The 24,371-nt window shown below is 66.7% G+C and carries 23 protein-coding genes; 8 read left to right on the top strand and 15 right to left on the bottom strand.

Annotation, left to right across the window (positions count from 1 at the left end):
* Nucleotides 1-26: 26 nt before the first annotated feature.
* Nucleotides 27-3,143, top strand: coding sequence for a discoidin domain-containing protein (locus Q5Z10_RS10010; RefSeq protein WP_303638930.1), 3,117 nt, complete (start codon nt 27-29; stop codon nt 3,141-3,143).
* Nucleotides 3,144-3,166: 23 nt separating this feature from the next.
* On the opposite strand, the gene Q5Z10_RS10005 is transcribed toward Q5Z10_RS10010, so the two are convergent.
* The 9 genes from Q5Z10_RS10005 to Q5Z10_RS09965 all read right to left on the bottom strand — a co-directional run bounded on the left by Q5Z10_RS10005 (nt 3,167) and on the right by Q5Z10_RS09965 (nt 13,844).
* On the bottom strand, nt 3,167-4,141 hold the full coding sequence (locus tag Q5Z10_RS10005; protein ID WP_303638929.1) for an ABC transporter substrate-binding protein: 975 nt from the start codon (nt 4,139-4,141) through the stop codon (nt 3,167-3,169).
* 16 nt (nt 4,142-4,157) lie between these two features.
* Nucleotides 4,158-5,903, bottom strand: coding sequence for an amino acid ABC transporter permease/ATP-binding protein (locus tag Q5Z10_RS10000; protein ID WP_303638928.1), 1,746 nt, complete (start codon nt 5,901-5,903; stop codon nt 4,158-4,160).
* Nucleotides 5,900-6,451: a GNAT family N-acetyltransferase gene (locus tag Q5Z10_RS09995; RefSeq protein ID WP_303638927.1), complete on the bottom strand. Its 552-nt coding sequence runs from the start codon at nt 6,449-6,451 to the stop codon at nt 5,900-5,902. Before Q5Z10_RS09995 ends, Q5Z10_RS10000 begins: the two co-directional genes overlap by 4 nt.
* Nucleotides 6,448-7,605, bottom strand: coding sequence for a M20 aminoacylase family protein (locus Q5Z10_RS09990; protein ID WP_345783984.1), 1,158 nt, complete (start codon nt 7,603-7,605; stop codon nt 6,448-6,450). Before Q5Z10_RS09990 ends, Q5Z10_RS09995 begins: the two co-directional genes overlap by 4 nt.
* Before the next feature lie 154 nt (nt 7,606-7,759).
* Nucleotides 7,760-9,103 carry an LLM class flavin-dependent oxidoreductase gene (locus Q5Z10_RS09985; RefSeq protein WP_303638925.1) on the bottom strand — a complete coding sequence of 448 codons (1,344 nt, stop codon included), beginning with the start codon at nt 9,101-9,103 and terminating at the stop codon, nt 7,760-7,762.
* Between the two features lie 18 nt (nt 9,104-9,121).
* A complete protein-coding gene (locus Q5Z10_RS09980; protein ID WP_303638924.1) occupies nt 9,122-10,099 on the bottom strand; it encodes an MsnO8 family LLM class oxidoreductase in 978 nt (325 codons plus the stop codon).
* A 14-nt stretch (nt 10,100-10,113) separates the two neighbouring features.
* The gene (locus Q5Z10_RS09975; RefSeq protein ID WP_303638923.1) at nt 10,114-10,476 is read right to left on the bottom strand and encodes a DUF3088 family protein; all 363 of its coding nucleotides are present in this window, start codon (nt 10,474-10,476) and stop codon (nt 10,114-10,116) included.
* A gap of 157 nt (nt 10,477-10,633) precedes the next feature.
* Nucleotides 10,634-11,215 carry an FMN reductase gene (gene msuE / locus Q5Z10_RS09970; protein ID WP_303638922.1) on the bottom strand — a complete coding sequence of 194 codons (582 nt, stop codon included), beginning with the start codon at nt 11,213-11,215 and terminating at the stop codon, nt 10,634-10,636.
* Nucleotides 11,216-11,267: 52 nt separating this feature from the next.
* A complete protein-coding gene (locus Q5Z10_RS09965; RefSeq protein WP_303638921.1) occupies nt 11,268-13,844 on the bottom strand; it encodes a TonB-dependent receptor plug domain-containing protein in 2,577 nt (858 codons plus the stop codon).
* Between the two features lie 309 nt (nt 13,845-14,153).
* Between Q5Z10_RS09965 and ftrA the strand changes: the two genes are divergently transcribed.
* Nucleotides 14,154-15,155 carry a transcriptional regulator FtrA gene (ftrA, locus tag Q5Z10_RS09960; RefSeq protein ID WP_303638920.1) on the top strand — a complete coding sequence of 334 codons (1,002 nt, stop codon included), beginning with the start codon at nt 14,154-14,156 and terminating at the stop codon, nt 15,153-15,155.
* Nucleotides 15,156-15,181: 26 nt separating this feature from the next.
* Here ftrA and Q5Z10_RS09955 read toward each other — a convergent pair whose 3' ends face one another.
* Nucleotides 15,182-15,676, bottom strand: coding sequence for a hypothetical protein (locus Q5Z10_RS09955; RefSeq protein WP_303638919.1), 495 nt, complete (start codon nt 15,674-15,676; stop codon nt 15,182-15,184).
* 91 nt (nt 15,677-15,767) lie between these two features.
* Nucleotides 15,768-16,355, bottom strand: coding sequence for a TetR/AcrR family transcriptional regulator (locus Q5Z10_RS09950; RefSeq protein WP_303638918.1), 588 nt, complete (start codon nt 16,353-16,355; stop codon nt 15,768-15,770).
* A 207-nt stretch (nt 16,356-16,562) separates the two neighbouring features.
* Between Q5Z10_RS09950 and Q5Z10_RS09945 the strand changes: the two genes are divergently transcribed.
* The 3 genes from Q5Z10_RS09945 to Q5Z10_RS09935 are packed head-to-tail and all read left to right on the top strand — an operon-like array spanning nt 16,563 to nt 17,802.
* Complete coding sequence (locus Q5Z10_RS09945) at nt 16,563-17,018, top strand: SRPBCC family protein (protein WP_303638917.1); 456 nt, start codon at nt 16,563-16,565, stop codon at nt 17,016-17,018.
* An 8-nt stretch (nt 17,019-17,026) separates the two neighbouring features.
* Nucleotides 17,027-17,341: an ArsR/SmtB family transcription factor gene (locus Q5Z10_RS09940; protein WP_100475187.1), complete on the top strand. Its 315-nt coding sequence runs from the start codon at nt 17,027-17,029 to the stop codon at nt 17,339-17,341.
* Between the two features lie 2 nt (nt 17,342-17,343).
* Nucleotides 17,344-17,802, top strand: a complete 459-nt coding sequence (locus tag Q5Z10_RS09935; RefSeq protein ID WP_303638916.1) for an SRPBCC family protein — start codon at nt 17,344-17,346, stop codon at nt 17,800-17,802.
* A gap of 72 nt (nt 17,803-17,874) precedes the next feature.
* Here the strand turns inward: Q5Z10_RS09935 and Q5Z10_RS09930 are convergent, their stop codons facing one another.
* From Q5Z10_RS09930 to Q5Z10_RS09920, 3 genes are all read right to left on the bottom strand, one after another.
* On the bottom strand, nt 17,875-18,657 hold the full coding sequence (locus Q5Z10_RS09930; RefSeq protein WP_303639163.1) for a 3-hydroxybutyrate dehydrogenase: 783 nt from the start codon (nt 18,655-18,657) through the stop codon (nt 17,875-17,877).
* Between the two features lie 80 nt (nt 18,658-18,737).
* Nucleotides 18,738-19,217: a hypothetical protein gene (locus Q5Z10_RS09925; protein ID WP_303638915.1), complete on the bottom strand. Its 480-nt coding sequence runs from the start codon at nt 19,215-19,217 to the stop codon at nt 18,738-18,740.
* Nucleotides 19,218-19,278: 61 nt separating this feature from the next.
* The gene (locus Q5Z10_RS09920; protein WP_345783980.1) at nt 19,279-20,010 is read right to left on the bottom strand and encodes a hypothetical protein; all 732 of its coding nucleotides are present in this window, start codon (nt 20,008-20,010) and stop codon (nt 19,279-19,281) included.
* Nucleotides 20,011-20,770: 760 nt separating this feature from the next.
* On the opposite strand from Q5Z10_RS09920, the gene Q5Z10_RS09915 reads away from it, so the two are divergent.
* Complete coding sequence (locus tag Q5Z10_RS09915; RefSeq protein WP_303638913.1) at nt 20,771-21,346, top strand: 5' nucleotidase, NT5C type; 576 nt, start codon at nt 20,771-20,773, stop codon at nt 21,344-21,346.
* A 96-nt stretch (nt 21,347-21,442) separates the two neighbouring features.
* Here Q5Z10_RS09915 and Q5Z10_RS09910 read toward each other — a convergent pair whose 3' ends face one another.
* Nucleotides 21,443-22,282 (bottom strand): type 1 glutamine amidotransferase domain-containing protein, encoded by an 840-nt coding sequence (locus Q5Z10_RS09910; protein ID WP_303638912.1) that lies wholly within the window; start codon nt 22,280-22,282, stop codon nt 21,443-21,445.
* Between the two features lie 96 nt (nt 22,283-22,378).
* Here Q5Z10_RS09910 and Q5Z10_RS09905 point away from each other — a divergent pair, with 96 nt between their 5' ends.
* Complete coding sequence (locus Q5Z10_RS09905; RefSeq protein WP_303638911.1) at nt 22,379-23,296, top strand: LysR family transcriptional regulator; 918 nt, start codon at nt 22,379-22,381, stop codon at nt 23,294-23,296.
* A gap of 537 nt (nt 23,297-23,833) precedes the next feature.
* Nucleotides 23,834-24,193 carry a hypothetical protein gene (locus Q5Z10_RS09900; protein WP_303638910.1) on the top strand — a complete coding sequence of 120 codons (360 nt, stop codon included), beginning with the start codon at nt 23,834-23,836 and terminating at the stop codon, nt 24,191-24,193.
* The last annotated feature ends 178 nt before the right edge of the window (nt 24,194-24,371 follow it).

Genomic DNA, 24,371 nt, shown 5'->3' with positions numbered 1-24,371 from the left:
CGGCCGAAGCTGCGAGGCTGTCCGCAATGACGTTGCGCGTTGAACGTTCCAGGCTCTCCCCTCTTTCCCCCGTTGCCCGGCCAGCCCTCGCACTGCTGCTCGCCGCCCTCGCCTCGGCCGCCCACGCACAGAACCTGCCTCCCCGCACCCAGTGGCAGGCCAGCGCCTCCTCGCAACAGGTGCCGGCGATGGCGATCAGCCATCTGATCGATGGCGACCCCAAGACCGTCACCGGCGGTGCGTTCAGTCCCGGCCACTGGTTCCAGATCGACCTCGGAGCGCCAGCCCAGCTGGCCGGTGTACGCCTTACCTGGGACGTCTCCAACCCGGAAGGCTATTCGCTGCAGACCTCGCTGGACGGCAGGCAGTGGCAGACCGCCTACACCATGGCCGATTCGATCGGCGGCATCGAAACGCTGTACTTCGCGCCGCGCCAGGCCCGCTACCTGCGCCTGGCCAGCCCGCAGCGCACCTCCGACTGGGGCGTGTCGATCTTCGAAATGGAACCGCTGGACACCACGCTCAGCGCGCGCGTGGCCGGACTCGACGCCACACAATCCGCAGCGCTCTGGCAGGGCGGCAGCGCGGTGGCGATCCCCACTGGCACGGACGGTAGCCACACGCTCGACATCGCCCTGCCGCGCGCGCAATCCAGCACCGGGCTGGCGGTGGACTGGGCCGATGTGCACGGCGCTGCGCGCCTGCAGGCACGCGATGCCCAGGGCCGCTGGCACGAACTGGCCACGGATGCGCAGGCGGCAACCCGGCAACAGAGCTGGCTCGCGGCCAGCGCGCCACTGGACCTGCAGGCACTGCGGCTGACCGTCGACGGCGATGCCCCCCGGGTAGCCCGTATCCGCCTGCTTGGCCCGAAGGCGGTGATGACGCCGATGAAGCACTATCAGATTGCCGCCAGCGGCGCACAGCGCGCGTTGTTCCCCGCCTCGCTGCAGATGCAGCAGACCTACTGGACTGCGGTCGGCGTGCACGCGGGCCGGCAGAAGTCGATCTTCGACGAGTACGGCAATATCGAGGCCTTCAAGGGCGCGCCGCTGGTGCAGCCGATCTGGCGCAATACCGACGGCAGCGCAGCCGGCGCCGCCGGGCAGAAGGTGCAGCACGCGCTGCGCGACGGCTGGAAACCGATGCCGTCGGCCACGTGGGCACCGCAGCCGGGACTGGAACTACGCAGCGAGGCCTTCGCCATCGAACGCGACGGGCAGCCGGTCACCCTGGTCCGCCACCGCCTGCGCAACACCGGCACCGCCACGATCGACGGCACGCTGACCCTGGCGGTACGACCGATGCAGATGAACCCACCGTGGCAGAACGGCGGGCTGTCGCCGATCCGCGAGGTCGCCGTCGACGCCAACACGGTACGCGTCAACGGCCGCACGCTGCTGCACTCGCTCACGCCGGTGGACGCTGCCGGCGCCGCGCCGTTCGGCAACGAAGGTGTAACGGAAATCACCGCCGGCATCGCGGCCGGGCGTCTGCCTGCCACCCAGCAGGCACGCGATGCACAAGGATTGGCCGCGGCTGCATTGAACTACCGGATCCACCTCGCCCCCGGTGCCAGCGAGGCGGTGGTGGTGGCGTTCCCACTCGGCACCGCCGCTGCCGATGCCAACGGCATGCTGCCGGAGGCCCCCGCGCTCAATCTTTCCTCGCTGCCGCGCGACGGCAACGATGCCTTCGACACCCTGGCCAAGCAGGCCTCCGCCGATTGGCAGGCACGGCTCGGCCAGGTCGGGCTGCGCCTGCCTGATCCATCCTTGGTGGACATGCTGCGCGCGCAGGCCGCCTACATGCTGATCAACCAGACCGGCCCGGCCATGCAGCCCGGCCCGCGCAACTACAACCGCTCCTTCATCCGCGATGGCATGGCCACCTCGGCGGTGCTGCTGCGCATGGGCGAGGCCAGGGTGGCACGCGACTACCTGGCCTGGTACAGCGAGCACGGCGTGCATGCCAATGGCCTGGTCTCGCCGATCCTCAACGACGATGGCAGCGTCAATACGGGCTTCGGTTCGGACATCGAGTACGACAGCCAGGGCCAGTACGTGGCGCTGGTCGCCGACGTCGCCCGCCTCGATGGTGGTCCGGCGTCGGTGCGCGCGTACCTGCCGAAAGTGAAGGCCGCACTGCGCTTCCTGCAGGAACTGCGCGAGCGCACGCTGGTGCCCGGCTACATGGCCGGGCAGCCGGCGCCAGAACGGTTCGCGGGCATCCTCGCACCGTCGATCAGCCACGAGGGCTACCCCTCGCCCACCCACAGCTACTGGGATGACTACTGGGGCCTGAAGGGCTGGCACGACGGCGCATGGCTGGCCGAATCGCTGGGCGACCACGAGACCGCACGCTGGGCGCGTGAGCAGTACAAGGCGCTGTACGACGCCCTGCATGCGTCGATCCGCGCAACGATGGCGTGGAAGGGCATCGACTTCATTCCCTCCTCGGCCGACCTGGGCGACGGCGATCCGACCGGCGTGTCGATCGCGCTGGACCCCACCGGCGCGCAGAGCGTGCTCCCGGCCGAGGCCCTGCGCACCACCTTTGCCCGCTACCTGGACGACGTGCGCAAGCGCAACCAGCCCGGCGCGTTGTACGCCTACACGCCCTACGAAATCCGCAACGTGTTGAGCTACGTGCACCTGGGCCAGCCCGAAGCCGCCGACGAACTGCTGCAGGGCCTGCTTCACGACCGGCGCCCGCTTGAATGGCAGGTGCTGGCCGAAGTCGTGCATTCGCGTCTGCGCTTCCCGCGCTATCTGGGCGACATGCCGCACACCTGGATCGGCGCCGAGTACGGCCGCACCCTGTTCGGCATGCTGATGCGCGAAGACGATGAGGCCTTGTCGCTGCTGCCGGGTACACCGCCGTCCTGGGTCGCTGGCGAAGGGCTGGCAGTGGAACGCCTGCCCACCGCGTACGGCACATTGCAGATGCAGGCACGGCAACGCGACGGGGTGCTGACGGTGGCGCTTGGCGAGGGGCTGCGCAGCGGGACGGCGGTGAAGGTGTGGTGGCCGGCGCGCACGATGCCGAAGACGGTGCGTGTGGATGGACGCAGCATTTCCGACTTCGATGCCGAGGGCGTGCGCGTGGCGAAACCGTTCAAGACGCTGGAAGCCGTCTGGTAGCGCCGGGCCATGCCCGGCGGCTTCTACAAGGCCGGCAATCCCGGTGGATTGGTCTGCGACTGCGGCACCGCCTCCTCGGCCACGTTCCAGCGCGCCAGCGCCTGCGCATAGGTGCCGCTGCCGATCTGGGTGTTCAACGCCTGCGTCACCGCATCGGCCAGGCCACTGCCCTTGCGCGTGGTCACCGAGATCGCCGCAGCGTTCGGCCAGCCGCCCGGGAACAGGCCCACCCGCCGCACCTTGCCGTCGCGCGCGGAGTAGGCGCCGGTGGCATTGGGTTCGAACGACACATCGGCGCGGCCGGTGATCACCGCCAGCCGGCCCACCACGGCATCATCGAAGTATTGGTATTCCACCGGCTTCAACCCGGCGGCGATGTTCTGCTGGTCCCACTGGCGCAGGATCTGGTCCTGGTTGGTGCTGGCCCCCACCACCACCTTCAGCCCGGCAACATCCGCTGGCTTTTCGATCTTCTGGATCGGCCCGTCGCTGCGCGTATAGATGCCGAGCAGATCGTAGCGGTAGCTGGAAAAATCGAACTTCTTCTTGCGCTCCTCGGTAACCGTCACGTTCGACAGCACCGCATCGTACTTGCCGGACGCCAGCCCCAGCGGCCAGTCGGCCCACGCCACCGGCACGATCACCAGTTTCAGGCCCAGTCCATCGGCGATCAGCCGTGCGATGTCCGGCTCGATGCCGACCACGTCCTTGCTGTCGGCGCCGTAGTCGGCCAAGGGCAGCTGCCCTGGATGGGTAGCCACGGTGAACGCACCGGGCGTGACGAAGCGGTAGCCGGCGGGAATCAAGGCCTGCGCCTTCGGATCGAACGTCCCCTTCAGCACGGCCGGATTCGCACCGGCCAGGTGGGTCGCGGTCACGGTGCTCGCGTCCGGTGCCTGGCGCACGCGCGAATAGACAATGCCGGCAATGCCGATGACCAGCACGCCGACGATCAACAGGGTGCTGCGCGAGGGGCGGCGCGGTGCTGCAGGGCTCATGGTGTTCCTTCCGGGGTTACAGGGTCTTGGCCAGGAAATCGGCGGTGCGTTGCTGGCGCGGACGCTCGAACAGGGCCTCGGGCGTGCCCTGCTCGATCACCCGGCCCTGGTCCATCATCACCACGTGGTCGGCCACGCGGCGGGCAAAGCTCAGCTCATGGGTCACGATCACCAGCGTGGTACCGGAGCGGGCCAGTTCCTCGATGACGCTGAGCACCTCGGCCACCAGTTCCGGGTCCAGCGCCGAGGTCGGTTCGTCGAACAGCAGCACCTTCGGCTGCAGCGCCAGCGCACGGGCAATCGCCACGCGCTGCTGCTGGCCACCGGACAGCTGGCGCGGGAAGGCATCGGCCTTGTCGGCCAGGCCGACCCGTTCCAGCAGCGTGCGCGCCTGCTGCTCGGCCTGCGCACGCGGTACGCCGCGTACCGCGATGGGTGCTTCGATGATGTTCTCCAGCGCGGTCAGGTGCGGGAACAGGTTGAAGCCCTGGAACACCATGCCCACTTCGGCACGACGGCGGCGGATCTCGCGTTCGGGCAGCTCGTACAGGGTGTCGCCATCGCGGCGGTAGCCGATCAGCTGGCCGCCGACGGTCACGTAGCCACTGTCGGCGCGTTCCAGGTGGTTGATCAACCGCAGCAGCGTGGACTTGCCGGCGCCGGACGGGCCGATCAGCACGGTCACGCTGCCAGCGCGCAGCTCCAGGTTGACATCGTCCAGCACCGGCTGATCACCGAACACCTTGCCTGCGCCATGCAGCGAAACCGACGCGCCCTCGCCCGCCTCGACCTGGGCGGCGATGCGCGGGCGGCTGGCCACGCGCGGTGCAGCCTCGCCTGTGGCGCGCGTCGGCGACGAGACACGCGATACCGGACGCTCGCGCTGCAGCTGGCCGCGCGCGAAGCGCTGCTCCACCCGCCGCTGCAGCAGCGACAGCACGGTCAGGATCACCAGGTACCAGACCGTGGCCACCATCAGCAGCGGCACCACCTCCAGGTTGCGGCGGTAGATCACCTGCACGGTGTAGAACAGCTCCGGCAGCGCCAGCACGTAGACCACCGAGGTGCTCTTGGCCAGGCCGATCACATCATTGAACGCCGCCGGCAGGATCGAGCGCATCGCCTGCGGCAGGATGATGCGGCGCACCTGGCGGCTCCGCGGCAGGCCCAGCGCGGCGGACGCCTCGTACTGGCCCTGGTCGACCGAGAGAATGCCGCCCCGGATCACTTCGGCGGAAAACGCAGCCTGGTTCAGGGTCAGGCCCAGCACCGCGGCAGTGAACACGCCGATCAGCTGCGTGGTCGGGTACGAGAACAGGCTGATGCCGGTGAACGGCACCCCCAGTTCGATGGTGCTGTACAGATAGCCCAGGTTGTTCAGCAGCAGCAACAGCACCAGCAGCGGAATCGAACGGAACAACCACACATAGCCCCACGACACCGCTGACAGTAGCGGCGAGCCGGATACCCGCGCCAGCGCGAGCAGCGTGCCCAGCGCGAAGCCGAGCCCGGTACCAAGTGCGGTCAGCAGCAGCGTGCGGCCCAGGCCTTCCAGCACCGGACGCGCGAAGAACCACTCGGCAAAGGTGCCCCACCCCCAGCGCGGATTGCCCAGCACTGACTGAAGCCCTATCAGGATCAGCGCCAACGCCAGCACCGTGCCGACGGTCTGCAGCGGGTGCCGGGCCGGCACGATCGTCAACGCAGGCGTCGGTACCGGGCGCGCAGCGATACCTTCCAGTGCGGTCGAGGGCGTGCTCATGCGTGGGCTCCGTGCAGCACGGCCTGTGATGGCACAACGACTGGCGCCGATACGCCCAGGCGCTTCTCGAACGGCAGATGCGCGAGGGTTTCCGGGTCCGCCTCCAGGTCGAACAGCGCACTGTAACCGTGGCTGAGGTACAGGCCCACGGCTTCGGGCTGGCGGAAGCCGGTGGTCAGGAATACGCGGCGATAACCCTGCCGCGCTGCCTGCGCTTCCAGTTCCTGCAGCACGCGCCGCGCGATGCCCTGGCGGCGCAGCCCGGGCAGGGTCCAGATGCGCTTGAACTCGGCGGTGTCCGGGTCGCGGTGCGGCATGAAGGCGCCGCCGGAGATCGCCACACCGTCGCGCAGCAGCAGCACGAACGCGCCCACCGGCGCGGCAAAGGCCTCGGCCGGGTAGCGCTGCAGTTCCTCGCGGGCGCTGCCGCCGATGCGGCGGCGCACGTCGGCGTAGCGGCTGTCGTATTCCTGTTCCAGCCCATCGAACAGCGGCCGCGCCCGCGGATCGTCCACCGAGGTGTAGAGGAAGTGTTCGTTGCTGCTCATGCCTCGTCCTCCACCAGGTAGTGCTCGGCCAGTCGCGCCCACAGGCTCGCGGCCGGGGCGATCGCCGCATCGTTGAACACGTAGCGCGGGCTGTGCAGCGGCGCGCTGTCACCATTGCCGACGAACACGAAGCTGCCCGGCCGCGCCTGCAGCAGGAACGCGAAATCCTCGCTGGCGGTGCGCGGCGCGAACGCCGGCACCAGCTGCTCGCTGCCGAAAGCCTGCAGCGCCACATCGCGGATGTAGGCCGTCTGCTCGGGGTGGTTGATCACGCTGGGGAAGCCGCGCGGGAACTCGATTTCGGCGCGGGCACCGAAGGCGGCGGCGGTCTGCCCGGCAATCTCGGTGACCCGGCGGCGCAGGGTGTCGCGCACCTCCGGCAGGTAGGCGCGCACGGTCAGTTTCAGCTCAACCACATCTGGAATCACATTGGCGGCCTGCCCGCCGTGGATCGAACCGACGGTGACCACGCCCATCTGCCGCGGATCGACATTGCGCGAGACCACGCTCTGCAGCGCAGTGATGATGTGCGCGGCGACCAGGATCGGATCCACGCTGCCCTGCGGCTCGGCGCCGTGACCGCCCTTGCCGATCACCTTCAGCCGCGCCCAGTCCACTGAGGCCATCGCCGGACCGTCGACGAAGCCGAAGTGGCCCACGGGTATGCCCGGCCAGTTGTGCAGCCCATAGATCGCGTCCACCGGGAAGCGCTCGAACAGGCCATCGGCAATCATTTTCGAAGCACCCGAACCGGTTTCCTCGGCCGGCTGGAACACCAGCTGCAGGGTGCCGTCGATGCGGCCGTGATGGGCCAGGTAATGCGCGGCGGACAGCAGGATGGCGGTATGGCCATCGTGGCCGCAGGCGTGCATCAGGCCGTCGGTCTGGCTGGCGTAGGCCAGGCCGGAATCCTCGTGGATCGGCAGCGCATCGATGTCCGCGCGCAGCCCGAGGCGGCGGCGGCCCTGCCCGCGCTGCAGCGTGCCAACCACACCGGTGCCACCGATGCCAGTGGTCACTGCGTAGCCCCACTGCTGCAACAGCTCGGCCACGCGGGCGCTGGTGCGGTGTTCCTCGAAGGCCAGTTCGGGATGCCGGTGCAGGTCATGGCGGATCGCGATGGCGGCTTCGGCGCGTGCGGCAATTTCGGGCAGCACGCCGGTTGTTGGGAAGTTCCTCCGGCCACGGCCCGGCGCTACCGGGTCTGCCTGCGCCAACCCGTGCCCGCCGAGGCCAGCATCGGGTAGCGCCGGGCCATGCCCGGCGGGCGCCACGTCCAACGAAGCGCGATGCAGGATGGTCATCGCCCTACCCTGCCTTGCGTGCTGGTTCGACATCGGCCGCATGGCGGCTGGCCTTGTACGGCAGGCCCAGATGCTCGCGCAGGGTCTGCCCTTCCAGCTCGCGCTGGTGGTAACCGCGCGCCTGCAGGATCGGCAACACCTGGGTCACGAAATCATCCAGGCCTTCGCGCTGCGCGGCAAAACCGAGGATGAAGCCATCGCTGGCACCGGCATCGAACCAACGGATCAGCTCATCGGCCACCTGCTCCGGCGTGCCGATGAAGTTCGGTCGCGGGCTGACTGCCTCCAGCGCTACCTGGCGCAGGCTCAGCCCCTTTTCGCGCGCGTCCTGCTTGATGCGGTCGGTGGTGGAACGGAACGCGTTGCTGCCGATGTCACCCAACTCCGGGAAGGGTGCATCCGGGTCGTACTGGCTGAAATCGTGGTGATCGAAGAAGCGGCCGAGATAGGCCAGCGCATCTTCCAGCGTGGCCAGCGCAGCGATCGCCTGGTACTTGGCCTCGGCTTCTTCGGCGGTGCGCCCGACGATCGGACCGATGCCGGGGAAGATCTTCACGTCGTTGCCGCTGCGGCCATGGGCAATCGCCGAGTGCTTCACCTTCTGGGTGAACGCGCGGGTCTCTTCCAGCGACGGCGAATGCGTGAACACCGCGTCGGCGTACTTGCCGGCCAGGGCAATGCCATCATCGGACGAACCCGCCTGGAAGATCACCGGCTGGCCCTGCGGCGAGCGCTGGATATTGAGCGGCCCTTCCACCTGGAAGAAGCGTCCCTTGTGGTCGAGGCGGCGGAATGTTCCCGGCGCGAAGAAGGTGCCGCTGTCGCGCTCGCGCACGAACGCATCGTCATCCCAGGAATCCCACAGCCCCTGCACCACCTCCAGGTACTCATCGGCGATCTGGTAGCGCAGCGCATGTTCCGGATGCGGCCGGCCGTAATTGCGGCCCGAGCCCTCCAGTGGCGAGGTCACTACGTTCCAACCGGCACGCCCGCCGCTGAGCAGGTCAAGCGAAGCGAACTGGCGGGCGACGGTGAACGGGTCGCTGTAGGAAGTCGACAGCGTGCCGGCCAGGCCGATCTTCTTCGTGGCCGTGGCCAGCGCCGACAACAACGAGATCGGCTCGAAGCGGTTGAGGAAGTGCGGGATCGACTTCTCGTTGATGTACAGGCCGTCGGCCACGAAGCCGAAGGCGATGCCGTTGTCCTCGGCGGTGCGCGCGATGTCGATGTAGAACGGCAGGTTGACGCTGGCATCGGCCGGATTGGACGGATGCTTCCAGGCATGCATGTGGCTGCCGGGACCCTGCAGCATGATGCCGAACGGAATGTGGCGCGGGGTGATGCTCATTGGTTTCGCTCCGGCAGTTCAGGCCACCGCCGCGCGTGGCGCGGGCGACAGCAGTTCAAGGGACGTCAGGCGTGCGTCGAGGTCGGCCACCGGCGCGTCGAGGATGAACTCGCCGACGCCGAAGCGCCGGTGCAGCGCATCCAGTTGCTCGCGCACGTGCTGCGCATCGCCGGACAGCACGCTGGGACGGGTTTCCTCGATGCGGAAGTCGGTCACGCCCACCTGCCGCGCATATTCGGCCGCAGCTTCGGGGCTGGGCAGGTTCACCGTCTGCCCGGGGCCAAGGTGAAGCTTGTAGACCCGCAATGCGCCAATGTGGCGGGCGGCCGCCTCGGCGGTAGGCGCAGCGAAGGCCACCGTTGCCAGCAGCGGTGGTTGCGTGGACACGCGTCGGTAGGCCCCGAACGCAGCTTCGATGTGCTTCGGGTCACCATCGAAGTGCGCGGCGTAGACGAAGCGCCAGCCCAGCTCGGCTGCCTGCTGCGCGCTCTGCGGGCTGGCCCCGAGCAGGAAGCGTTCCGGTGCCTGCTGCGGAATGGGCCGGGCCAGTGCCTCGGCCTCGGCGCCGGACAGATACCCTTCCAGATCGCGCAGTTGCTGGTCGAAGTCGGCGAACGCCGGCCGCCCGGCCGCCAGCGCAGCGGTCGATGCCGGCAGGCCGCCGGGGGCCTTGCCCACGCCAAGATCCACACGCCCTGGCGCCAACGCCGCCAGCAGGTTGAAGTTCTCCGCCACCTTGTACGGCGCGTAGTGGCGCAGCATCACCCCGCCACTGCCGATGCGGATGCGGCGGGTCTGCGCCAGCACCCAGGCTGCCAGCACTTCCGGTGCGGGGCTGGCCAGCGTTGGTGCAGCGTGGTGCTCGGCAAACCAGTAGCGGTGGTAGCCCAGCTGTTCGGCGCGCTGCGCCAGCTGCAGGCTGTTGCGCAATGCCTGCTCGGGTGCAGCGCCCTCGGCAACCGGGCTCTTGTCCAGCACGCTGGTCAGGTAGCTCATGGTCGGGTCCTCGCTCAGGGGTGGGCCACGGGAATGCCGAGCAGGCCGTTCAGCGCGGCCAGGATCGGCTCGGCGCCGGACACGTACTGGCGGTCCTGGTGTGCCCCGGTGGCATGCGTGCTGTGCACGCCGTGCGGCAGCACCAGCTTCGGCAGCGACTGGTCCTGCTCGCCGATCTCGGCAATCACCTCGCGCCGGGGCCGGCTGAAACCGATGCGGCGCACGTCCAGCTGCGCGTCCAGGCCATCGATGCTCGACAGCGCGCCTTCCAGCAGCAGGCTGTGCCGGCAGAAGAAGCGCTGCCCGGGCAGCTGGCCGTCCTCGAACTCGCGGTCGAGCAGGAACAGGATGGGTTTGCTTGCTGCGTCGAAAGTCACTGGAGTCGTCCTTATCGGGGCCGGCAATGCGATGCCGCTTCGATATCGATGCTAGAGATGCCGACGCCCGCGACAGCGATGCCTGGCGACAATCGGCGGTCAGATCCGGCCATGCAGATGCGGCGTAGCCATAAGCAAAGCGCCGCCGGTTATGGCGTCAGGCAATACGTCGCAGCGGCGCAGCTACCGCCAGCGCTTGCGTGGCCAAGTGCCCGGCCGCACGCTCCGCCGCCAGCGCGATCCGCGCCTGCAGGGCCGCACTGCTGATGTGCTCATCCTCGAAATCGGCGGGCGTGGCATACACCCCGATCGGCAGCGTGTGCGCCTGCAGGAAGCTGAACAGTGGCCGCAGCTGGTGGTCGATCACCAGTGCGTGGCGCTCGCTGCCACCGGTCGCCGCCAGCAGTACCGGCGTATCCACCAGCGCCTCCAGCCCGATGAAATCAACCAGATGCTTGAACAGGCCGGGATAGGAACCGCGATACACGGGCGCCGCCACCACCAGCAGTTCGGCCGCCTCGATCGTCCGCAGTGCCTGCTCCACCTCAGGTTCCGCCTCCTCGCGCGACAGCGACTGCCCCAGCGAACGCGCGATCGGCGCCAGCTCCACCAGGTCCACACGCGCATGCACCCGCTGTTGCAGCGCCTCCAGCAGATGTCGCACCAGCAACAGCGTGCGCGACGTCGCCGAACTCGTCGGCGACCCGACCAATGCAACCACCTTCAATGCAGAAGACATGACCCCCTCCTCGGTAGCGCCGGGCCATGCCCGGCGACGTTTCGCCTGAACCTCAAAACCGGTAACTGACCCGCCCATACCAGTACGCGCCAACATTGCCCAGCACATCGCCGCTGTCCCAGGTGGTCTCGATGCTGGCCACATCGGTGGCACTGCGCGCGTACTCCGGCACCTTGCGGGTGCGCTTGTCGAACACGTTGTTGATGCCCAGCGCCGCACTCCAGCCCGCGCCCAGCTCCACGCCACCGGACAAGTTGGTCACCAGCACCGGCGGCTGCCTGTACTCCACGCCGTTGTTCAGCCGCTTGATCGGGCCGTAATAGGTGAAATCGACGTTCGAGCGCCACCGCCCGTTCCGCCAGCCCAGCCCCGCCACCTGCGTGTAACTGGGCGTACGGAAGCGCAGCGCGTACTCGCTGCTTCTGGTCAGCAGATTGATGTTGGGAAGCCCCTGCAGCACTGCAGGTATCTCGCTCACCTTCCGGATGGTGGTACGGCCGACGTTGGCCGCGTAGCTCCAGCGCAGCGTGCCCCAGGCCGTGTCCTGGTTCGCTTCCAGGGTCAGCTCGACACCGCGTGTGCGCGTGCTTCCTACATTGGTGAAGTAGCTGGCGTAGAACGCGTCGCCCGGCAGGATGCTGATGCCGGCCGAGCCCAGCAGCGCATCGATGGTGTTCTTCTGCGCCGCGCTCAGCACCGTGCCGCTGTTGTCGGTGATCCGCGCCGGATCCTGCGCGTTGTAGCCGATCTGGCTGGACTGGCCGAGCTGGCCGCGGATGTCGATCTGATAGGCATCCACCGCCAGATGGAACGCCGGGCTCGGGTCCCAGGTCACGCCCAGGCTGTAGTTGGTGGCCTTTTCCGGCTTCAGCGGCGTGGCACCCAGCGCGATCGCCGCCGGCGAAGACACCTGCGCCACCAGCGTCGTGCCGCAGGGGCAGCTTCCGGTGGCCTGGTAGAACTGCGCGCCCAGGCTGGGCGCGTGGAAACCGTTGCTGACCGTGGCGCGCACACCCAGCGCGTCGGTGACGTCGAAGCGCGTGGTCAGGCGCCCGGTGGAAACACTGCCGAAGTCGGAATGGTCCTCCCAGCGCGCGGCCGCATCCAGATACCAGCGCGAGGTGATGTTGGTGGCCGCGCCCGCATAGACCGCCTTGCTGTTGCGGGTGGCCTTCACTGCATCGGCAGTGGAGTAGCCGACGAAGGCGGCCGCACCGAAGCCGGTATACGACTCCCACTGCCCTGCCCCGCGCTCGTACTGTTCATGCTGGTACTCGGCGCCGGCACTCACATCCAGCGGCGAGGCGAACGCGGCCACCTCGAAACCACGGCGCAGGTCCAGATTGGCAATGCCCTGCTGGTAGTCCAGCTTGCCGTCATAGAAATCAGTGGGCGAACCCGGGTACGGCAACGAGTAGTTCACCGAATTGCGCGTATAGGTGCGCACCGTGCTGCGGTTGCCGGTCAGGCTGGCATCGTAGTCCCATCCGCCGATCTGGCCTTTCACCCCGGCCGTACCGGTGTACTGCTTCTCCTTGGTTTCCAGCACCGGCAGGAAACCGTCGGGGAACACGCTCAGCACGCCGGGCGCCCGGTAGGTGGTGAAGATCGTCGCCGGCAGGCGGAAGTTCTGGATCGCCTGCGCGGTACGTTCGCTGGCGGTGGCATTGGCGTAGAACTGCGCGCTCTCGCCCAGGCCATGGCCCACGTTCACCGCGAACGCCTTCAGCGCATACGACGGCGAGCTGAGGATGGTGTTGGCCTCGGCATCGCGACCGGCCTCGGCCGGGTTCGGTGATGCGCCGGCTGGCAGCCGGTTGTTCGGCCGCAGTGCGACACGATTGCCGTTGGCGTCCACCGCCGGATAGCTCAGGTAGCCATCGATGTAGCGGCGGGTGCGGATCGCATGATGCTGGCGCGTGCTCTCGCCCGACAGATTGACGAAGCCATCAGCGCCCCACGGCAGGCCCACGTTGGCCCGCACGCTGGTACGCGAGCCATCACCATCGATGCTCTGCCCGCTTTCCACCGACAGATCGCCACCGTGCGCCTGCGATTTCAGGATCACATTGACCACACCGGTGATCGCGTCCGAGCCGTAGATGGCCGACGCACCATCGCGCAGCACTTCCACATGGTCGATGGCCGAGACCGGAATCAGCGCCAGATCGGCCCAGGCGTGGCCCGGAAAGCCGCCGCCGTTGGCGCCGCTCACATAGGCGCTGGCATTGCGTCGCTTGCCGTTCACCAGCACCAGCGTGTAGCCCGGCGACAGGTTGCGCAGCTGATAGCCGCGGATCAGGCTTTCCTGGTCGCTCTGGTAGCCACCGATCTGGCTCAGTGACGGCAGGCTGCGCTGCAGCGCTTCGAGCAGGTTGCCCTGCCCGGTGGAGGCGAGGTCCTCGGCGGAGATCACGTCGATCGGCGTGGAGCTGTTCTTCACCGTGCGCGTGCTGGTACGCGAACCGGTCACCACCACCGCGTCCAGCGTGGACGCTGCCACATTCGCCGTCGCGGCGGCGGTAGCAGGGTCTGCACCGGCTTCCGCCGCATGGCTGGGCGAGGCAGCGAGGGCGGCGGCAATCAGGACAGCAAGAGGGCTCAGGGCTGGAGCGTAGGCGGCAGGCATGGGGGCTCGTGGGGTGGGCCGGAAACACGCCTCCATTCAAGAACCTGTTCCCCCATGGCAACAGGCGGGATCGCGTCACCCAACCGTCATATCCGGCCAGCCACATGACGGCTGGTCATGACGTTAGGCGGCAGCGCCGGTGCGCTGCTTTCAGTAGCGCCGAGCCATGCTCGGCTCAATGCCAGGCGAAGCCCATTCAATTGAGCCGCGAAGAGCAGCCGAGCATGGCTCGGCGCTACATGCTCCGCAGGCATCACCTCATGCCCGCGCACTGCTCCGTGCCACCCACCGCCCCCGTAGCATCAGGCCATGCCCAGCCCACCCGCCGACCCCACCGCGCCGACCGTCGCCATCGTTGCCTGCCACGGCCAGGGCCTGTTCGAGTTCGGCTGCGCCGTCGGCCTGTTCGCCCCAATAAGGCCCGAGTTGGGCGTCGCCTGGTACCGCACCCAGCTGTGCGCAGGCGAGCCCGGCGCACTGCGCATGCTCGGCAGCGCACAGGTACAGCTGCCCTACGATCTCGATGCCGTTGAAGATGCCGACATCATCGTCATTCCCGGCTGGCGCGAACCCAGCGAGCGTCCGCCGCAGCCCCTGCTTGACGCGCTGATCCGCGCGCATGCCCGCGGTGCGCGCATCGCCTCGATCTGCTCCGGTGCCTTCGTGCTGGCCTGGGCCGGCCTGCTCGACGGCCGCCAGGCCACCACCCACTGGCGGCTGACCGAAACACTGGCCCGCGACTTCCCGCGCATCCACGTGCGCGACGATGTGCTCTACGTCGATACCGGCACCATCATCACCTCGGCCGGTTCGGCCACCGGCATGGACATGATGCTGCACATGGTGCGCAACGATTACGGCGCACGCGTGGCCAACCTGGTCGCCGAACGGCTGGTGCTGGCGCCGTGGCGTGATGCTGGACGCAGCCAGCGCGTCAGCCGCGCGATCCCCAACGGGGAACCGACACGCCTTGCGAAACTGATGGAATGGATGCGCCGCAACCTGCGCCAAAGCCACTCGCTCGCCAGCCTGGCCGAGCAGGCTGCGCTGAGCCAGCGCACCCTGCAGCGGCAGTTCCTCGACGCCACCGGCCTGTCGCCCATCGACTGGCTGATCCGCGAACGCGTGGCCTATGCACGCGAGCTGCTGGAGACCACCGACCGCCCGCTGCAGTGGGTGGCCGAGCAGGCCGGGTTCGGCTCGCAGGAATCCTTCCGCCGCCATTTCCGCAGCATGGTCGCGGCCAGTCCCATCGAATACCGCAACCAGCATCGCAGCGGCATCGCAGCAGAGCGGTTGGTGGGCTGCTGATCGCCGCGCACTACCGGCGCCACGACTTACCGGCGTGCGCCGCGCACATGGATCCGCCAGCACTGCGCCACGAATCCGATCACGAATACCACCGCGCAGCCCAGCAGCGTGTGCAGGATCACCGGTGCCAGCGGTGCCGCGGCGATCGGATGCGACAACGGAAGGCGCGTCAGCGTTTCATTCACGCCCGGCACCAGCGACAGCAGAAAACTCAACGACAGCGCGAAAGTGGACAGGTACGGTGCGGTGCGGCCGAGGACGCGCAGCCGTGCCGCCAGCACCCCGCCGAATGCCACCAGCAGCACGATCACGCCGAATGCGTGGCCGGGATTGAGCCCGCCGGTGCTGGACACGGTGAACGAGGTCACCACCGACAGCACCAGGCCCAGCAAATAGAGCTTGCCCGCGCGGGTGGCCGGATCGATCGCGCGGTGGCGGAGGAAGCCGTACAGCCCGGCCAGGACCGGAACCAGACTGACGGCGGTGTGGATCGCGCCAAGCGCAGACAGAGGGTGTGCCATGGAAATCTCTCTTGATGGGTATAAACCTACTAGTAGGTAGGCTGATGGAGTAAAAAGAAGGCCCGCGCTGCCGCAGGCCACCGCACAACTGTCAGACCTTCGCATTCACCCGTGCAATGGCCAGTCGCGCCAGCGTCGCGAACATCGCCGCATCGCCCAACCCGCGCGCGGCCAGCATTGCGCCGTGCACTGCCGACATGAACGCCTTGGCCTCATCGGCTGCCGGCCCCTGCAGCCGCAGCTGTCCTTGGGCCACGCCCTTCTCCAGGGTCACCGCCAGCCACCCGCTCAGATCCTCGAAATGCCCACGCACCTCCTCGGCAATCTCGGGCGGAATCATCGGTGCCTCGGCCGCCAGCATCGCGCAGATGCAGAACGAGGACGTGCCGCCGGCAATGCAGGTGGACCAGTAATCCACGTAGGCGTTGAGCTCCTTCAGCGGATCGCCCAGCTGCCGGTCCAGCAGCGCTAGCCCTTCGCGCGCCTCGGCGCGGTAGAGCACCACCACCGTGCGCACCAGGTCGGCCTTGCTGGGGAAATGGTGATGGATGCTGGCCTTGCTGATGTTCACCCGCGCCGACACGTCCGCATAGCTGAAACCGTTGTAACCACCGGCTTCCAGCAGCGAACGGGCGTGCGCCAGGATCTCCTGTGCCTTGGGCGAGAGTGTGTCTTTCATGCCTTCAACCTACTAGTAGGTTGACTGGCTGTCAACCACCCTTGGAGGCGCTCGCCCAGTGACAGCCCGGCCTGAACGGAAACGGGCAGAGCGCGACCGCCGCCACGGAACGCGATGACGGCCATTGACATGCAGGCATTTACCTGCCTATTGTCGATCCATGGACGGCCTACACCGCAGGCCGCCCTCCCACCGGAGGAACCAGACATGCTCGAGATCGCTCACAGAATCGGCATCAAGGCACCCGTCGCCCAGGTCTACCAGGCCCTGGCCACCCCCGAAGGCGTCGCCGGCTGGTGGACCGAGGAAACCGAAGGCGACCGGCACCCAGGCGGCACCCTGCAACTGCGCTTCACCGCCAACGGCGAAGACCGCGGCGCCATGCAGATGAAGCTGCGCGAACTGCAGCCCAGCGGCCTGGTGCTGTGGGGAGTGCTGGCCGGGCCGCCGGAATGGACCGGCACCCACATCCGCTTTGCCCTGCACCAGGAAGGCGAATACAGCATCGTGCTGTTCACCCACGATGGCTGGGGCGAGCGCGCCGAGTTCATCCGTCACTGCAACACCAAGTGGGCCATGTTCCTGATGAGCCTGAAATCCCTGCTGGAAACCGGCCGCGGCCAACCCAGCCCGCGCGACATCAAGATCGACGAGTGGAACTGACGCACCGCATGGATCCAGACAAGGTCTTCAAAGCCCTGGCCGATCCCACCCGCAGGACCCTGCTGGATCTGCTCTGTGCCAACAACGGCCAGACCCTGGGCCAGCTGTGCGAGCACCTGCAGATGACCCGGCAGTCGGCCACCCAGCATCTGGGCCTGCTGGAGGACGCCAACCTGATCAGCACCGTGCGGCGTGGCCGCGAGAAGCTGCACTTCATCAACCCTGTGCCATTGCACGACATCTACGAACGCTGGGTACGCAAGTTCGAACAGCAGCGCCTGAGCCTGCTGCATGACCTGAAACGAGAACTGGAAGGAGAATGACGATGTCCGCAGAGTCCACCCGCTTCATCCACGTGATCTACATTGCCTCCACCCCACAGAAGGTGTTCGAAGCCATCACCCGCCCCGAGATTGCCCGCACCTACTGGGGCCACGAAAACGTCTCCGACTGGAAACCCGGCTCGCGCTGGCAGCATGTGCGCGCCAACGAAACGCGCTCGGTCGAACTGGTCGGCGAAGTGGTGGAAAGCACCCCGCCCTCGCGGCTGGTGATCACCTGGGCCGGCGCCTCGCAGGCCGATGATCCGGCCGCCTACAGCCGCGTCACCTTCGAGATCGTGCCCTACCAGGATATGGTGCGGCTGACCGTCACCCACGACCAGCTGCAACCGGGCAGCGGCATGGATACCGGCATCCGCCAGGGCTGGCCGATCGTGCTGTCCAGCCTGAAGTCGTTGTTGGAGACGGGCAAGGGGCTGGATGTGTTTGCCAAGCCGCAGTAGACGGCTGCGTCGGGACGACGCCGCAGGCGCCTTGGCAGCTGCGGCGTCGGCAACGCGGCCGATACCGGTCCGCTAGCGGGCAGTCCAGCCCCCATCGACCGGCAGCGCCGTGCCGGTGATCTGCGCGGCGGCATCCGACGCCAGGAACACCACCATCTCGCCCAGCTGCTCAGGCGTCACGAACTGCAACGAGGGCTGCTTTTCAGCCAGCAGCGCGCGGGCCGCAGCTTCCTGATCCGTGCCGTCCTTCTCTGCCAACGCGGTGATCTGTTGCTCGACCAGCGCCGTACGCACCCAACCCGGGCAGATGGCATTGGCGGTGATGCCCGTGCCTGCGTTCTCCAGCGCCGTTACCTTGGTGAAGCCCACTACCCCATGCTTGGCCGCCACGTAGGCCGACTTGTTCACCGAGCCGACCAAGCCGTGCACCGAGGCGATATTGATGATGCGGCCGGCGCCTTGCTGCTTCATATGGGGCAAGGCCGCCGCCGTTGCATGGAACACCGCCGACAGATTAAGCGCCAGGATCGCATCCCACTTCTCGACAGGAAATTCCTCGATCGAGGCGGTGTGCTGGATGCCGGCATTGTTCACCAGGATGTCGATGCGCCCCATCTTCGCGACGGCGTGGGCGATCATTTCGCGCACCGCTTCGCCGCGGGAGAGATCGGCGCCGTCATGCGCCACGCGAACACCGAACTCGGTTTCCAGGTTGGTACGGATGCGTTCGATCTCCTGCGCATCGCCGAATCCATTCAGCACGATGTCGGCGCCCTGGCGCGCCAAGGCCGTAGCGATGCCAAGACCGATACCGCTGGTGGAGCCGGTGACCACCGCGACCTTTCCACTGAACATGGGCGTGCTTCCAACAGGCATAGGCGGCCAGTGTAGCTTCACCGGCTCGTCCCTTTAAGTGCCCCCCTGTTGGCCCTCAGCTAGAAGCGGATGCCCGCTCGATCAACGGTCGCCAGTGGATTGGCCTTCCGCACCGCCTCCAGAAAGAGCAGGAAATCGCGGTTGAACAGCGTCAGGTTGTTCGTGAACGTCACGCATTTTCGACCCGATGTTTTGCTGAAGCAGACCTGCCAGACATAGCGCCCGTAAAGAACATCCGAGGTTCGAGTGACTGAGGTGATCTGCGAGAGCGGAACCGCCGTGGGCACCGGTCCCCGCCGCATGTAGAAGCTGTCCGTATCAAAGAAGTAGTGCTCCCGGTCCTCTTTGCCGTCCACCATCACCAAGGTCATGGATGTACCGGAAATCCGGCGAGGGGGATTCAAACGCAGCCCTGATCCCAATGCAGAACGCGCGGTCGCTGACATTCGCCGCAGAATGAACCAGAGGATCACCAACGGAAACGCCGCAACGACAATGAAGCCTACAGTCTTCAAAACAGTTTCCAGCGTGCTGGGCACACATATCTCCAGGATGAACGTTCAGGCATCGGCGGTGCTCGAGTAGATCCACGCCACCCCATCACTTCCAATGATCCGGCCCCAGGAACGGCAAGCTCAACACAAACACCGGAACCGCCACAGGAATCAACGCCGCGCCCAGCACCTTGCCGGCCGCCGTTCCAACACCCGGTTTGTCCTCCCTCTCCGGCAGGATCCGCTGCGCCCGCGCACTGATCGGTTGCGCCAGCTTCCCCTTCTCCGCCAACGCAGTAGCGTCCGGCAACTTCACCCGCTCGCCGTCGCCCTCGAACAGCGCGCTGTAATAGCTGCCGCCCTTCCTGGAAAGATTGCATGACCGATCAAACGCCAGCGCATAACGGCTCCGATCCTGCGGCAGGTAGTCGCGCGCACGCTCGTCCACATACTTCGCCTCGCGCGGGAGCACCTCAATCCGCTCCAGCTTGAACTGCGCGACCTGTTCCGGCGTCACCTGTTCCGGACGCAGCAGCAGCGCATAGCTGCCGTGCACCTTGGCCTTGTTGGCCGGGTCGCGCCAATCCTCGTGGAAGTACATCTGCGCGCAGGCCACGGCCTCGCGCAGCGGGCTATCCATCAACGCGCGGTACTCGCGGAATGGCGCGGCATTGAAACGCATCGGCTCTTCAAAGCGCGGCAGCAGGTACAGCTGGCCATCGTCGGCCACGAACGCACCCGTGATCTCGCGGCTTGAGGTGTGCTCCTCCGGGCCACTGGCGCAGCCGGACAGCAAGGCAAGGCACAGGGCGGAGAGAATGAAAAGAGACGTCCGCATGTCGTATTCGAGGGCTTCCCTGGGAAAACGGCCCCGCCCGGAAGGACGAGGCTAGCCCGCCATGGTGCCATGGCAGCCCCGCCATGCCCAATCAAACTGCCGGAGATCGAGCGGCTTCAGGCCGTTGGCGCTGATCAGCCGCGCCCAAGGGGGCGTACTGCACACACACGCTTCAGCATGATGATCGCGCCGGTCGGCGTGCTATATTGAGTTGGCCTGAGCATCCATTTTCTGTGACGTCTTTGGATTGAGTCCGGACCGAACGCAACAGGTATATCCCCGTTCGGCCTATCGGTAGCACTCGGGATTATCCACTCACCAAGCGCGCCAGAGTGCGCGTTGGTTGGCGAAGTGGCGAGGGGGTGCGGGCCGTGCGTCCTGGCCAAGGGTCAGGTCAGCCAGCCGGCAGGCCTTTGAAGAAGCGCCGCGACATAAGCCGCATTTCCAGCATGCCGATTACGGCATCTGCCGGGCGGCGTCGCCGTGATGCGATGCCCATCTCAGTTTCAATTCTGGCGCGTGGTGACCGTAGTGTGTGGTTACGGCGCGGCGCACTGTCCCGCTGCAGCAGCGCCTGATGGACTCAAAAGGCACTCTGGCGTTCCGCATTGGCGGGGGTTGCAGGTCATCACCCTTTCGCCCTGGACCGACCCCGGCGGCATCGCGATTGCTGCCATATCCGTCGCAATCGCCAAGCACTTTGCCCCGCTACTGGGGAACCGATGAAGAAGAAAGCCGCTCTTGAGAGGAGAACACGCTAATGAACGCTGATGATGTGAAGACGATGCCGGTGATGGACCCGCTCGCCAACCAACACACAGGTGGATCGAGTGCATCCAGACGCACAATCTATGTAGATCTTGATGGCGTGATGGCCGATTTCGACGCGGCATTTCCCACCCTGTTTGGCTTGGACCATCGCTTGCTTGCCGACGATGAGATGTGGAAGCACATCAACAATCACCCGTCGTTTTTCCGCGACCTTCCGCCGATGCAGGGTGCAGTGGAATTCTTCCACAGCATCCACCACTTGAACCCGGTGATTCTCACTGCCTGCCCGAAATCGAACTATCCGCTCGCCGCGATGCAGAAGCGGCAGTGGGTCCGCGAACACCTGTCAGCAACCTGCCTGGTGTTGCCTGTGCTCGGCGGCAGGCACAAACCTCTTTTCATGCACCAGCCGGGCGATGTTCTGATCGATGATTTCGAAGCGAACTGTGATGCCTGGACAGCGGCGGGAGGCGTGGCGATCAGGCACTCCGGCGATTGGGCCATGACGCGCCACGCGCTTTCCGAAATAGAAGATCTGTCAGCAACAGCGCTCGTGGCGGGCTGATTCTTCCCGCAACGGCCACGTTGGTATTTCCCTGGACAGGCCGAGGAGCTAGCCCCTCGGCCCACAAGGCTGACAGCCTTCTTTCTAGAACCCGCCTTACTTCAACCGCTCCACCAGCCGCTGCCCCACCTCCAGCGCCGAGGCCGGGTTCTGCCCGGTAATCAGCTCGCGGTCCACCACCACATGCCCGGTCCACGGCGTGGTGTTGCTGCTGAACTTCGCCCCCGCCCGCTGCAGCGCGGTCTGCGGGTAGAACTTCATCTCGCCGCCGGCCAGCAGCGGCTTGGCCTGCTCTTCTTCCTGGTTGCTGATCACCGTCATCTGGTAGCCGCTGTAGATCCACTTCGGCGTGGCAGGCGTCGCACCCGCCTCCAGTTTTGCCACGAAACCCGCCGCATCCGGCAGCGTGGACAGCAGCGCGATCGGCCCGTGGCAGACCAGCGCGGTGGTCTTGTTGCGCTGATGGAAGTCGGCCAGCAACCGGCCCAGCGCCGGGCTCTTCAGCAGGTCCTGCATCGGCGCGTGGCCACCGGGAATGTAGACCGCATCGAAACGCGCGTAACCCAGCTGCTCGACGCGCGCCAGGCTGACCACCGGCGAGGCCGTCGGCGAGGTCAGCGCCAGTTTTTCCAGCAGATCCTTGTGCAGCGTCAGCTGCGCGGCATCGTTGCCGAAGTACGCCGGCGTCACCGAGGACGCATCCACCGTCGGCACCCGCCCCTGCGGCGTGGCGAAGGTCACCTCGTGGCCGGCGTCCAGCAGCAGCTTGACCGGCTGCATCAGCTCGTTGAGATAGAAGCCGGTGGACAGGACCTTGCCGTCCTTCAGGTCCAGGTGGTTTTCGTCGGACAGCACCACCAGCACGTTGGCGGCATGCGCACCGGTGGCGGCCAGGGTCAGGGCCAGCGCTGCGGCCAGCCGGGTCATCAGGTTCATGGGGAGCTCCTATCGGGGAATGGCGGCCACTTTATTCATCGCCCCAGCGGCGATAAATTGGCCCCATCGCAAAACATCTGTTCGCCGGAGAGCCAAATGAGCCGCAAGTTCGACTACCTGGGCGATGTGGAGGTGTTCCTGGCAGTGGTGGAACACGGCTCGTTCACGGCCGGCGCCGTGGCGCTGTCCACCACGCCCTCGGTGCTGAGCCGCGCGGTCACCCGCCTGGAAGCGCGGCTGGGCCGGCAGCTGCTGCAGCGGACCACCCGCCGCGTGGGCCTGACCGACGCCGGGCGGCTGTATCTGGAACAGGTGCGCACCGCCTTCGGCCTGCTGGACGACGCCGAGCGCGACGTACTGGCCCAGGACGGTGCGCTGGCCGGCCGCGTGCGCCTGAGCGTACCCACCACCTATGGCCACTACCGGCTGCCGCCCGTGCTGGCGCGCTTTGCGCAGCAGTACCCGCAGGTGCAGGTGGAACTGAACATCACCAACCGCAACGTGGACCTGGTGGCCGAAGGCTTCGACGTGGCCATCCGCCTGGGCCAGCTGCCGGACAGCGGGCTGGTGGCGCGCAAGCTGGAAGACGCCCCGCTGCTGCTGGTGGCCGCGCCGGACTACCTGAAGCGTCGCGGCACGCCGCAGACGCTGGACGACCTGCAGCAGCACCTGTGCCTGCCCTTCGTGATGCCGCGCACCGGGCGGCTGGCGCCGTGGATATTCCGCGACGGTGGGCGCGACGTGGACTGGCTGCCGCGCTCGTCCATCGAGACCTCCGACGATGTGCTGGGTGTGGTGTCGCTGGCCGAACAGGGCATCGGCATCTGCCAGAGCTATGAGTTCATCGTGCGCGAGCGGTTGCGGCGCGGGCAGCTGGTGGAAGTGCTGCCGCAGCTGCGGGGGCGGTCGCGGCCGTTCTCGGTGATCTATGCGCCGCATCGGCGGCAGTCGGCGGCGGCGCGGGCGATGATTGAGTTGCTGGTGGGGAATGCGGCTGAGGATAGTGTCGGTTGAAGCCGAGCTTTTTAAGGGTGTCGGGTTTGAACCGCTTTTCGGACTGTGCGGCTGATCGCGCGCCGCTGCTTGGCGAGACGGACTAAGAACTGTTGCAAAGGAAGCCGTCGCGCTATTCGCTTGTGGCATGGGCGCTTGCGTCACTTTGATTCGCCATCAGCAGAGCAGCTGCGCGAATGCGTCCGACGGTGTCGCGTGCTGCACGAATGGGGCATGCAACAATAGTTCTTCGCTCTCGAATACCGCGACTCCTTCGCGAATTTCTATTGGCATTCGAAGCGGCGGCGTAAACACCATGACGTGCCACCGACAACGGGTGGCCGGGCCTGCAAACCCGAACTTTTAGTTGTTTACGCTTACCCGTCGGCACCGTCCTTAACCGGTGCCGGCGGGTAATCCGTCGGCCTTTCTGGCGGGCGGTGCGTGGGGGCCTTCGGGCCCGCCGGGTACTGACAACTATCGTCCGGTTTGCAGCCACGCATCGTCCGCCACCTCTTCACGGTGGCGCTGTTAAGCACAGCCACGGAAGCCGACGCCATGAACGAATCCGACACCTTCTCCTCGTACACCGTTGTTGAACCCATCAACGACGACACTCCCCTGCCCGACCTGAACTCCCTGCTCGGCATCCTCAAGCGCATGCGCGGCTGCGAGGGGGCTGATGGGCATCCTTGGCCAGAAACCGATGTGTCACCCGGCCGTCGCGTGAGCCTGGCGAGGACCGAGCGCGCGATGGTGGGAGCGCTGACGGTACTGGAGCTGCTACACGCGGCGGACCGCTGCCGCGTGGCGGCGGACCCGGAGCGGCATCTAGACGAGGGGGTGGTTGATGGATTGTTTCTGGCTTGCCGGGGGTTGGTTGAGTGGGCTTGTCATGAGGTGAGGCCGGACACATGACACAGATCCTAGAGAAATGAAATACTTTTTTTAGTGCATACGACTCCAGGCGGTACGTTGATCAAAGCTGCGCTGACACGCCAGGAATCCCTTTATCGAAATGAGCGCGCAACCAAAGGCGCATGCTGAAGCCTCGACTATAGCTATTGTGGAAATTTCACGCGCAGGTAGAATCGTT

Source organism: Stenotrophomonas sp. 704A1, from assembly GCF_030549525.1.
In the GTDB taxonomy this organism is placed as follows: domain Bacteria; phylum Pseudomonadota; class Gammaproteobacteria; order Xanthomonadales; family Xanthomonadaceae; genus Stenotrophomonas; species Stenotrophomonas tuberculopleuritidis.
Note: the sequence above shows the minus strand (reverse complement) of the source record. Positions and strands in the feature narration are given on the sequence as shown.